10 protein-coding genes are annotated in these 10,566 nt (G+C 70.6%); 4 read left to right on the forward strand and 6 right to left on the reverse strand.

Features of this window, described 5'->3' with window-relative positions:
* Positions 1-336: 336 nt before the first annotated feature.
* Positions 337-2,103 (reverse strand): 2-oxoglutarate dehydrogenase, E2 component, dihydrolipoamide succinyltransferase, encoded by a 1,767-nt coding sequence (gene sucB, locus ACIRGA_RS38870; protein WP_400951736.1) that lies wholly within the window; start codon positions 2,101-2,103, stop codon positions 337-339.
* Positions 2,104-2,159: 56 nt separating this feature from the next.
* Positions 2,160-3,533 carry a dihydrolipoyl dehydrogenase gene (gene lpdA / locus ACIRGA_RS38875; RefSeq protein WP_400951741.1) on the reverse strand — a complete coding sequence of 458 codons (1,374 nt, stop codon included), beginning with the start codon at positions 3,531-3,533 and terminating at the stop codon, positions 2,160-2,162.
* Between the two features lie 214 nt (positions 3,534-3,747).
* On the opposite strand from lpdA, the gene ACIRGA_RS38880 reads away from it, so the two are divergent.
* Entirely contained in the window at positions 3,748-4,092 is a 345-nt protein-coding gene (locus tag ACIRGA_RS38880; protein ID WP_020630431.1) for a hypothetical protein, read from the forward strand.
* A 7-nt stretch (positions 4,093-4,099) separates the two neighbouring features.
* Here the strand turns inward: ACIRGA_RS38880 and ACIRGA_RS38885 are convergent, their stop codons facing one another.
* The 3 genes from ACIRGA_RS38885 to ACIRGA_RS38895 form a co-directional block, all read right to left on the reverse strand.
* Complete coding sequence (locus tag ACIRGA_RS38885; protein ID WP_400951746.1) at positions 4,100-4,552, reverse strand: GNAT family N-acetyltransferase; 453 nt, start codon at positions 4,550-4,552, stop codon at positions 4,100-4,102.
* 33 nt (positions 4,553-4,585) lie between these two features.
* The gene (locus ACIRGA_RS38890; RefSeq protein ID WP_400951751.1) at positions 4,586-5,569 is read right to left on the reverse strand and encodes an SMI1/KNR4 family protein; all 984 of its coding nucleotides are present in this window, start codon (positions 5,567-5,569) and stop codon (positions 4,586-4,588) included.
* A gap of 75 nt (positions 5,570-5,644) precedes the next feature.
* Positions 5,645-7,147, reverse strand: coding sequence for a leucyl aminopeptidase (locus tag ACIRGA_RS38895; RefSeq protein WP_400951756.1), 1,503 nt, complete (start codon positions 7,145-7,147; stop codon positions 5,645-5,647).
* Between the two features lie 111 nt (positions 7,148-7,258).
* Between ACIRGA_RS38895 and ACIRGA_RS38900 the strand changes: the two genes are divergently transcribed.
* Positions 7,259-8,134 carry a hypothetical protein gene (locus ACIRGA_RS38900; protein ID WP_400951760.1) on the forward strand — a complete coding sequence of 292 codons (876 nt, stop codon included), beginning with the start codon at positions 7,259-7,261 and terminating at the stop codon, positions 8,132-8,134.
* Positions 8,127-8,753: a DUF402 domain-containing protein gene (locus ACIRGA_RS38905; protein ID WP_400951763.1), complete on the forward strand. Its 627-nt coding sequence runs from the start codon at positions 8,127-8,129 to the stop codon at positions 8,751-8,753. Before ACIRGA_RS38900 ends, ACIRGA_RS38905 begins: the two co-directional genes overlap by 8 nt.
* 160 nt (positions 8,754-8,913) lie before the next feature.
* On the opposite strand, the gene ACIRGA_RS38910 is transcribed toward ACIRGA_RS38905, so the two are convergent.
* On the reverse strand, positions 8,914-9,225 hold the full coding sequence (locus ACIRGA_RS38910; RefSeq protein WP_400951766.1) for a hypothetical protein: 312 nt from the start codon (positions 9,223-9,225) through the stop codon (positions 8,914-8,916).
* A 117-nt stretch (positions 9,226-9,342) separates the two neighbouring features.
* Here ACIRGA_RS38910 and ACIRGA_RS38915 point away from each other — a divergent pair, with 117 nt between their 5' ends.
* Positions 9,343-10,446: a branched-chain amino acid aminotransferase gene (locus tag ACIRGA_RS38915; protein WP_400951769.1), complete on the forward strand. Its 1,104-nt coding sequence runs from the start codon at positions 9,343-9,345 to the stop codon at positions 10,444-10,446.
* Positions 10,447-10,566 lie beyond the last annotated feature (120 nt).

Consider the following 10,566-nt stretch of genomic DNA (forward strand, 5'->3'; position numbering starts at 1 on the left):
CCGCGCGGCGGTGCCCGGGGGGGGGTGTGGGGGGGTTTTGGATCACCCCCCCCCCCCCCCCCCCCACGACCCACCCGCACCGACCATGCCACGTTTGCCTTACCCCTCATTAGAACGCTCATTAGCACTCACGACCCTCTCGCGAAACCGCGCATATTACCTAAAACGGGCGCCATGATCGCGCAGAGCGTCCATTATGGACGGTCAAAGGTGGGCTGAGTGGCGCCGACCAGCAGCTATGCGACTTTGGACGCCGTGTCGGCTGCGTTGTGAGAGAAAGGCGAAGGCCCCCGCCCCGCCGAAGCGGGACGAGGGCCTTCACGGACCACCGGAGGATCAGAGACCGAGCTCGTCCTCGAAGTTGCCCTCTTCCAGACGCTGCTTGATCGTCGTGACGAAGCGGCCCGCGTCGGCCCCGTCCACCAGGCGGTGGTCGTAGGTCAGCGGCAGGAACGCCATCGACCGGACGGCGATCGTGTCGTTGCCGTCGGCGTCCGCGATCACGACCGGGCGCTTCACGACCGCGCCGGTACCGAGCATGCCGGACTGCGGCTGCACGATGATCGGCGTGTCGAACAGGGCGCCGTTGGAGCCGATGTTCGTGATCGTGAAGGTGCCGCCCGACAGCTCGTCCGGCTTGATCTGGCCCGAACGCGCGCGGCCCGCCAGGTCGGCGATGCGGTGCGCGAGACCGGCGAGGCTGAGCTCACCCGCGTCGTGGATGACCACCGACAGCAGACCCTTTTCGGTGTCCACCGCGATCCCCAGGTGCACCGCACCGTGGTAGGTGATCTCCTTCGTGTCCTCGTTGTAGGACGCGTTGACGTTCGGGTGCTGCTTGAGCGCCTCGACGGTGGCCTTCGCGAAGAACGGCAGGAACGTCAGGTTGACGCCCTCGCGCTCCTTGAAGGCCGCCTTCGCCCGCTGGCGGAGCTTGGCGATCTTCGTGACGTCCACCTCGTGGACCTGCGTGAGCTGTGCGGAAACCTGCAGCGACTCGCGGGTCTTCGTGGCGGTGATCTGCCGGATCCGGCTGGCCTTCTGCACGGTGCCGCGCAGCGCCGCGAGGTCCGGCGAAACCGCGGCCTTGCGCGGAGCCGACGGGGCGGCGGCGGCCGGTGCGGCGGCAGCGGGCTGCGCGGCGGGAGCCGGGGCGGCCTTCTGCTTGGCCTCGGCGGCCGCGAGCACGTCCTGCTTGCGGATACGGCCACCGACACCGCTGCCGGACAGCGACGACAGGTCGATGCCGTGCTCCGAAGCGAGCTTGCGGACCAGCGGCGTCACGTACGGCGCGTTGTCCGAGCCGTTGTCGCTGCTCGCCGCGGGCTTCGGTGCCTCGGCCTTGGGAGCCGGGGCGGCCTGAGGAGCCGGGGCGGGCTTCGGCGCGGGAACCGCTTCGGCCTTGGGCTCGGGCTTGGGTTCCGGCTTGGGCTCCGGCTTCGGCTCGGGCTTGGGTTCCGGCTTGGGCTCGGCCTTCGGCGCCGGGGCGGAACCGGCGGCACCGATCACCGCGAGCACACCGCCGACCTCGACGGTCTCGTCCTCACCGGCGCGGATCTCCAGCACGGTGCCGGCGACCGGGGACGGGACCTCGGTGTCGACCTTGTCCGTGGAGATCTCGAGCAGCGGCTCGTCGACCTCGACGCTCTCGCCGACCTGCTTGAGCCACCGGGTGACGGTGCCCTCGGTGACGCTCTCGCCCAGCTCGGGCAGCTTCACCTCGGTGCCTTCGCCGCCCGAAGCCGGCGCGGTGTCCGGCTGGGACGGCGCGGAGGCCTCTTCCCGCTGAGGCTCGGGCTCCGGCTCGGGCTGCGCCTCTTCGGCGGCCGGCTCGGCCGAACCGGAGGACTCCGGCACGCCGCCGGTCCCGTCGTCGATGACGGCGAGCTCGCCGCCGACCTCGACGGTCTCGTCTTCCTGGGCGCTGATCTTCACGACCTTGCCGGCGACCGGGGACGGGACCTCGGTGTCGACCTTGTCCGTGGAGATCTCGAGCAACGGCTCGTCGACCTCGACGGTGTCGCCCTCCTGCTTCAACCACCGGGTGACGGTGCCCTCGGTGACGCTCTCACCGAGCTCCGGCAACGTGACGGAGTAGGCCATCGTTCGCTGACTCCCTTGATATGTCTTGCTTGGTCTGGTTCTTCGACGGTGAGACGTCAGCTGTGTACGTGCAGCGGCTTGCCCGCCAGGGCGAGGAACGCTTCACCGAGGGCCTCGGTCTGGGTGGGGTGGGCGTGGATGAGCGGGGCGACGTCCTCGGGGAAAGCCTCCCAGCTGTAGATCAGCTGCGCTTCGCCGATCAGCTCGCCGACGCGGTCGCCCACCATGTGCACGCCCACGACCGGCCCGTCCGGAGCCTTGATCAGCTTGACCCCACCGGAGGTCTTGAGGATCTGGCTCTTGCCGTTGCCGCCGAGGTCGTAGGTGAAGGTGGTGACGTCGGAGCCGTACTTCTCCTTCGCCTGCGACTCGGTAAGGCCGACCGACGCGACCTCGGGGTGCGAGTAGGTGACGCGCGGGATGCCGCTCTCGTCGATCACGCGCGGCTCCTGGCCGGCGATCTCTTCCGCGACGAAGATGCCCTGCTGGAACCCGCGGTGCGCGAGCTGCAGGCCGGGGACGATGTCACCGACGGCGTAGACGTTCGGCAGGTTGGTGCGCAGGCGGTCGTCGGTGAGGACGAAGCCGCGCTCCATCTTGACGCCGGCCTCCTCGTACCCGTGCCCGGCCGAGTTCGGGCCACGGCCCACGGCGACCAGGAGCAGGTCGGCTTCGAGCGTCTCGCCGGACTCCAGCGACACGCTGACGCCGTTGTCGTCCTGCTTGGCGCCGGTGAACCGCACGCCGGTCTTGAAGGCGATCTTGCGACGGCGGAAAGCGCGCTCGAGCTGCTTGGACGCGTACTCGTCCTCGTTCGGGACCAGGCGGGGCAGCGCCTCCACGATGGTGACGTCGACGCCGAAGGACGCCCAGACGGACGCGAATTCGACACCGATGACACCACCGCCGAGGACGATGACCTTCTTCGGGATGTAGTCCAGCGAAAGCGCCTGCTCGCTCGCGATGACGCGCCCGCCCAGCTCCAGGCCCGGCAGCGTCTTCGAGTACGAACCGGTGGCGAGGATGACGTTCTTGCCGGTGTAGCGGGTGCCGTCGACCTCGACGGTCGTGCCGCCGACGAACGTCCCGGTGCCCTCGACGAGGTTCACCTTGTGCGCCTTGGCCAGGCCCTGGAGGCCCTTGTACAGGCGCGAGATGATCCCGTCCTTGTACTTGTTGACGCCGGCGATGTCGATGCCTTCCAGCACGGCCTTGACACCGAAGGTCTCGGCGTCGCGGGTCTCGTCGGCGACCTCCGCCGCGTGCAGGAGGGCCTTGGTCGGGATGCAGCCTCGGTGGAGGCACGTCCCGCCAAGCTTGTCCTTTTCGATCAGGGTGACGGAAAGGCCCAGCTCGGCCGCGCGGAACGCGGCGGCGTAGCCGCCCGATCCGCCACCCAGGATCACAAGGTCGGCGGAGGTGTCGGTCACTTCAATAACTCCTCGGCAAGCGGTAGGGGTGGTGCTCTGGCGCCGCTCCGCGCGGTATACGCGCGCGCGGACACTTGCCATCTTGTCACTACGCGCGGAAAGGCTGCGACCTAGGCCGCGTCGTGTGACCCACGGGACACGGCCCGTCCGGGTCGCCACGGGGAGCACACGCCCGAGTCGGGATAATGGACATCGGACGCGAATGGGAAGTGAGGTGGTCGGGGTGGGTCTGTTCGACTCGCTGCGCCGTCGCTCTAAAGGCGGGCAAAAGCCCGGTACGCTGCGGAAAGCCTCTTCGAACGACTTCAAGCATCTTGAGGAGTGGGCGTCTTCACGGACCGGTGTCGAGGCGTACGTGGAGCCGAAGACGAACGTCACCGAGACCACGGTCGTCCTCATCGCCCATGACGGGGAGTGGACCCGGCGCCGGATCGAGAGCCTGGACGCGGCGCAGCAGTTCGGTCACAAGAGGTCGATCCCCGTGTACGAGGTGGCGAGGGTCGGCTACCCGAAGCGGATGCGGGAGTACACCGAGCGGAAGAAGCGCGGAGAGGCCTGAGGCGGGGTCAGAGGTCGATCTCGCCGACGCGCTGTCCGTCGTGGACGGTGCCGGTGGAGCGGAAGCCGAGCCGCAGGTAGAAGGCCTCCGGACTGTGCTCGCCCGGCACCCAGAGCGTCGTGGCCCGCCGCCGGCCACGGCGCCGCGCCTCGTCGAGGACGGCCTCGACGGCGAATCGGCCATAGCCCTTGCCTTGCCGTCCGGCCGCGACGTTGAGCCGCCAGAGCCCGCAGCGGAAGTAGTCGATCGGGCAGTCCGGATCGAAAGCGCCCATCACGAAGCCGACCGGTTCGCCGTCGTCGAGGATCAGCCGCGGCCAGGCGACTTCGGGCCGCGCGTAGGCCTCGGCGAGTGACCGGGCCACAGGAGCCACATAGGACTCCTGATGCGGTTCGACGGCGATCGAACAGGCGGCGCCGACGTTGTCCTGGGTGATCTTCGCGAGCGTGAGAGCGGTCATGGTCGCGAAGCTAGCGACGCGCTTCCGCGGATTTCACGCGGATTGCGCCAAAAGGAGCAAGTGCCGCTCCAGCAGCGCACGGAACGTCGGATGCACCGTCGTGCCCAGCGCCGGGTCGATCTCGACCGTCCGCCACTGCTCGCCCGCCGCCGTCAGCAGCACGACGGCCGGATCCGCGATCACGACGACACCGCCTTCCGCGCGCAGTTCCGCCGTGCCGAGCAGGCGGGGGAAGACGACGTCGGCGGGCAGGCCGTCGCAGGTCAGGAGGAATTCGCGGTAGTCGTCGGGCAGCCGGAGGCCGAGCCGTGCCTCGGCCGCGCCGATGGTGCGAAGCGACGCCGCCGGGGGAGCGGTGCCGCCGCCGCGCAGCCGGAGGATGCCCCCGATCATCTCGCGCCAGGATCCGGTGTCGGGCGGGTAGCGCTCGTACAGCGCCGCGACCAGCGCCCCGGCGGCCAGTTCCGTCCAGCCGCCGAGCCCGAGCGGGTCGGCGCCGGCGATCAGGCGTGGGGCGAGCCGTCTCGACGCGGCGAGCACGGCGACGTCCGGGCGGCCCTGGCGCGACGCGATCTCCGCCCAGGCGTCCAGATCGCCTCGCGCGACGGCCTCGCGCAGCCGATCCGGCCGCGACGGCCCCAGGTGCGAGACGGCCTCGCCGATCGGAGAGCCGCCGAGCAGACCGTCGAGATCGGACACCCGCCGGGCGAGGTACTCGTCGTGAGCGCGCTCCTCGGCGTCGAGGTCGAGGGGAGTCATCGCCGCCGCCCAGTCCGGCCAGGTCCCTCGCGCTTCGAAGAGCATCGCCCACGCGCGGGCCTGCACGGCGCCGGGGATCAGCGCGGTGACGGGACGTTCGGTGAGCGCGTGCCAATGCGTGATCAGCCGGTCGGCTTCCGCCATCGCCCCGGACGCGGCGAACAGCAGCGCCGCGTGCGCGATCCGGTCGTCGAGCGTCGCGTCGTCGCCGCTCAGCACGTCCTTGATCGCGGCTTCGAGATACGCGTCCCTGTCCACGGCATCGACCCTGCCACAGACAGCCGAAAGGGACTTTCCCCGTGCGGGGAAAGTCCCTTTCGGTTCAGGTCGGGATCAGCCGTTGGCGGCGATGTCCGCGAGGACCGCGGCGATGGTGCGGACCGGGACGCCGGTGCCGCCCTTGCCGGTGTAACCCCACGCGCCGGCGGTGTTGAACGACGGGCCCGCGATGTCGATGTGCGCCCAGGGCAGGCCCTCGGTGACGAACTCGCGCAGGAAGATACCCGCCGCGAGCATGCCGCCCCAGCGGTGCCCGGTGACGTTGGCCAGGTCGGCGAGACGCGAGTCGAGGTCGGCGCGCAGCTCTTCCGGCAGCGGCATGGCCCAGCCGCCCTCACCGGTCGCCTGCGCGATCGAAGCGATCCGGTCGCGGAACTCGTCCGAGCCCATGACACCCGCGGTGCGGTTGCCCAGCGCGACGACCTGCGCGCCGGTCAGGGTCGAGGTCTCGATCAGGTAGTCGGGGTTCTCCTCGCCCGCGCGCACGATCGCGTCGGCCAGCACGAGACGGCCTTCGGCGTCGGTGTTGAGCACCTCGACGGTCTTGCCGCCGTACATGCTGAGCACGTCGCCCGGCCGGTACGAGGTGGCCGAGGGGAGGTTCTCCGCCAGCGGGATGTGCGCGACGACCTCGAGCGGGTACTTCAGCTTCGCGGCCAGCACCACGGAGGCGAGCACGGCGGCCGCGCCCGACATGTCCGAGGTCATGTGGTCCATGTTCGCGGCGGGCTTGATCGAGATGCCGCCCGAGTCGAAGGTGATGCCCTTGCCGACCAGCGCGACCTTCTTCGACGCCTTCGCGGGTTTGTAGGCGATGCGCAGCAGGCGCGGCTGCCGCGACGAACCGCCGCCGACGCCGAGAATGCCGCCGAAGCCCTTGCGCTTCAGCGCCTTCTCGTCGAGGACCTCGAAGTCGAGGTTGTTCGCCTCGGCCAGGGTCTTCGCGCGGTCGGCGAAGGAGGCCGGGAACAGGTCGTTCGGCGGGGTGTTGATCAGGTCGCGGGCGATGATGACCGACTCGGCGATCAGGGTGGCGGCCTTCAGCGTCGCCTTGTGGTCCTTGGCGGTGCCCTCTTCGGGGCTCACGAAGTCGACCTTGGCGACCGGGCCGTCGCCCTTCTCGGAGCGGTACTCCGTGAAGTTGTAGGCACCGAGCGCGGTGCCCTCGACGGCGGCCTGCAGGTCGATCGCCGACAGCGTGACGAACGCGCGGTCGGTCCCGCTCAGCGCCCGCGCGGCGGCACCGGCGGCCCGGCGGACCTGCTCGGCGGTGACGCCGTCCGCGCCCGCCTTGCCGAGGCCGACGGCCAGCACGACACCGGCGGACAGCTTGCCCAGCGTCGGTACCTTGACGATCTCGTCGGCCTTGCCGGACGCGCCGAGGGTGCCGAGCACCTCGGCGAGCTTGCCGTCGAAGGCGGCGTCGGCGACGGAGGAGCCGGCGGCGAGCGCCAGGCCGTCCTCACCCTGCAGGGTTCCGATGACGACGACGTCGGCGCGCGTCTTCGCTAGCGCCGCTTCGGCGTTCTCGGTCAGGGCAAGCTTCGGCACGGTCACTTCTGGCTCCTCGCGCGTTCGCGGTGGTACCGGGCGGCCGCCCGGTTGGATCGTGAGCCATGCTAATGACAGTCGGACCTGGGGGAACAGCGGGGCCGACCGGGTCACTCGGTGTACTGGAAGGGAGACGGCGTGCGGCTGGCGGGCGGTCTGCTCATCGCGCTGGCGGCGGGCACCTCCGGAGCGGACTACTGGGTACTCGTCGCCGCCGTGGTCGCGGCCGTGCTCGCGGTCGCGGTCGAGGCGCTGCTTCCGCCGGTGGGCGACACCCGGCCCGAGCGGATCGCGAGCTCCGTTTCGCGGCTGGGCCTGGTCTTGGTCTTCGCGACGACGTTCGGGCAGTACCTCTTCCCGTCCTCGCCCGGAGTCGCCGCCGCGATGTTCGCCGTCGTGGTGACCGTCGCCGACCTGGCTGGGGTCCGCCTCGGCGACTACGCCGCCCGCTGGGTCACCGGTCTGCTGCTGGCCGCCGCCGCGTCCCTGATCGCGATCTGCGTCGGCATCCCGCCGCTGGCGCAGTTCATCGCGCCGGACCCGCCGTCCGTACCCGGTCTCGGCCTCGCTGTGCTGGTACTGCTGCCGTTTCTGCTGCCCCGCCACCCCGGCGCGGGCCGGGCCGCCGCCGTGGGAGCCGTGGCCGTCGCGATCACGGCCGTCGCGCTCTATCAGCTGGGACCGATCCGGCTGGGGCTTTCGGCGACGTCGTTCCGTGAGCTCCTCGCGGCGGCCGACGCGGTCTCGCTGCTGCCGGTGCTGACCGTGGTGGCCGCCGTGGCGACCGTGCCCGTCGCGGTGGACGCCTTCACCGAAGGCAGGGAACGGCTTTCCCCGGAACGTCCGAAGGCGACACTCGCTTGTGGACTGATCGTGGCCGTCGCCGCCGCCTTCGCTGGGCCGGTCGTGGCCCTCACGCTCGCGGGAGTGGGAACGCTCGCCGAACTGGTTCTGCGGGTCCGCGCCCGTCGGTACCGTGCAAGGCGTGCGTGATCCTCTCTGGACCCCGGGCGACACGGTCGTCGAACGCTTCCTGCGACCGGACGGCTCGATCGGCCAGCATCACCCGCTGCGCGTCATCACCGACGACGGCACGGTGCTGCTCGGCTGGCTGCCCGCGGACACCCCGATCGTCGGCAGCAGGCTCGCCGACGGACGCCTGTTCCGTGAGGCGCCCCTGGAGGAGCGCTTCCGGGTGCCGAGGGTGCGGGTGGCCGACTTCTGGCGCGACACCTCGACACTGCGGCGCATCGCCGACGACGAATGGTCGTCGGTCTGGTGGTTCTTCGACGCCGACGGCCACTTCCTGAACTGGTACGTCAACCTCGAGGTCCCGCTGGGGCGCACGCCGTCCGGACCCGACCGGATCGACGGCATCCTCGACGTCGCGGTCGAGCCCGGCGGACGCTGGCAGTGGAAGGACGAGGACGAGGCCGAGGAGGCCGTCCTCGCCGGCCGCATCACCGCCGGTCAGCTCGAACGACTGCGCGCCGAAGGGGAGCGGATCGGGGCACTCGCGGACGCCGGGCGGTTCCCCTTCGACGGGACGTGGACCGACTTCCGGCCGGAGCCGGACTGGCCCGCGCCCGGCCTGCCCGATGGGCTGCTCTAGGCGGTGACCTGTAAGTCTGTTCGATGGGCTTCGTGATCCAGGTGGTTCCTGGCGGTGCGGGCGGATCGGCCTCGTACCGGGTCGTACTCGGCCGCATCCGCCCGTGCCGTCAGGGGCCGCCTGGGCGCGAAGACCGCGAACAAGACTTGCAGGACAGCGCCTAGCCCGCGACGAGGAACAGCAGCAGCGCGAGCGCGATGTTGATCACCGCGAGGACGACCACCGACTTGGTGGACAGCTCGCGCGGGAACACCTTGCCGTGGATGTGGCGCCACCAGAAGATGCCGAAGACGCCGCCGACCAGGCCGAGGAACGCGCCGAAGCCACTGCTCAGCAGGGCCCAGCCGTCCATCATGAGCAGTCCGGTGCCGAAGGTGAGCAGCACGGCCGTCACGAAGGTCTTGACGTCGGCCCCCGCGCCGGGGGTGGCTGGCTGGGCCTGGCTGGCGGGCTGCATCTGGTTGTACGTCACGCCGCCATCCTAGGGGCGCGGCCCCTCGCGTGTTCGTCGTGACGGACAGATCGAGGGAGGTAAAGATATGCGGACGTCCGACTAACGTGGGTCCGACCAAGCGTTATCGTCTTAGTCATGACGACCTCGACGCAGTTCAGCCACCTCCCGCACCCGAGCCCCGCGAGCCCGGAACGCGTCGCGGACGTATTGGCCGCACCCGGTTTCGGGTTGCACTTCACCGACCACATGGTGACCGTGAAATGGAGCGCCGAGCAGGGCTGGCACGACGCGACCGTCGGGCCGTACGCGCCCTTCACCCTCGACCCGGCGACCTCCGTGCTGCACTACGGCCAGGCGATCTTCGAAGGCCTCAAAGCGTACCGCCAGCCCGACGGCACGATCGCGGCGTTCCGTCCCGACGCGAACGCGATCCGCTTCCGTAACTCGGCCGAGCGCCTCGCCATGCCGCAGCTGCCGGTGGAGACCTTCCTCGACTCGATCCGAGAGCTCATCGCGGTCGACGCCCGCTGGGTCCCGACGAAGCCGGGCGAGTCGCTGTACCTGCGGCCGTTCATGATCTCCACCGAGGCCGGGCTCGGCGTCAACCGGCCCGCGAACGAGTACCTCTACGCGCTGATCGGCTCGCCCGCGGGCTCCTACTTCTCCGGCGGCGTCAAGCCGGTGAGCGTGTGGCTCTCGACCGAGTACGTGCGCGCGGTCCCCGGCGGCACCGGTGAGGCGAAATGCGCCGGCAACTACGCGGCGTCGTTCGTCGCGCAGGCCCAGGCCGTGGAAAAGGGCTGCGACCAGGTCGTGTGGCTCGACGCGGTCGAGCGGCGCTGGGTCGAGGAGATGGGCGGGATGAACCTGTTCTTCGTCTTCGGCTCCGGTGACGAAGCCCGCGTCGTGACCCCGGAACTGACCGGTTCGCTGCTGCCGGGCGTGACCCGCAAATCGCTGCTGGAGCTGGCGAAGTCGTTCGGGCACCAGGTCGAGGAGCGGCGGATCTCCACCGACGAGTGGGAGAAGGCGGCGGCTTCCGGCGAGCTGACCGAGGTGTTCGCCTGCGGGACCGCGGCGGTCATCACGCCGGTCGGGCACGTGAAGCACGCGGGCGGCGAGTTCTCCGTCGCGGGTGGGCAGCCCGGCGAGCTGACGATGAAGCTGCGCGGCGCGCTGACCGGGATCCAGGAGGGCACCCGGCCTGCTCCGGAAGGCTGGATGTACCCGCTGGGCTGAGCCCTGGCGCCCTTATTGAGGGGTAAGGCAAACGTGGCATGGTCGGTGCGGGTGGGGGGGGGGGGGGGGGGGGGGGGGGGGGGGGGGGGGGGGCAGGCCGCCCCGCCCGCGGGCGCGCGG

Origin of the sequence: Amycolatopsis sp. NPDC102389 (assembly GCF_044765885.1) — a bacterium.
Lineage (GTDB): Bacteria > Actinomycetota > Actinomycetes > Mycobacteriales > Pseudonocardiaceae > Amycolatopsis.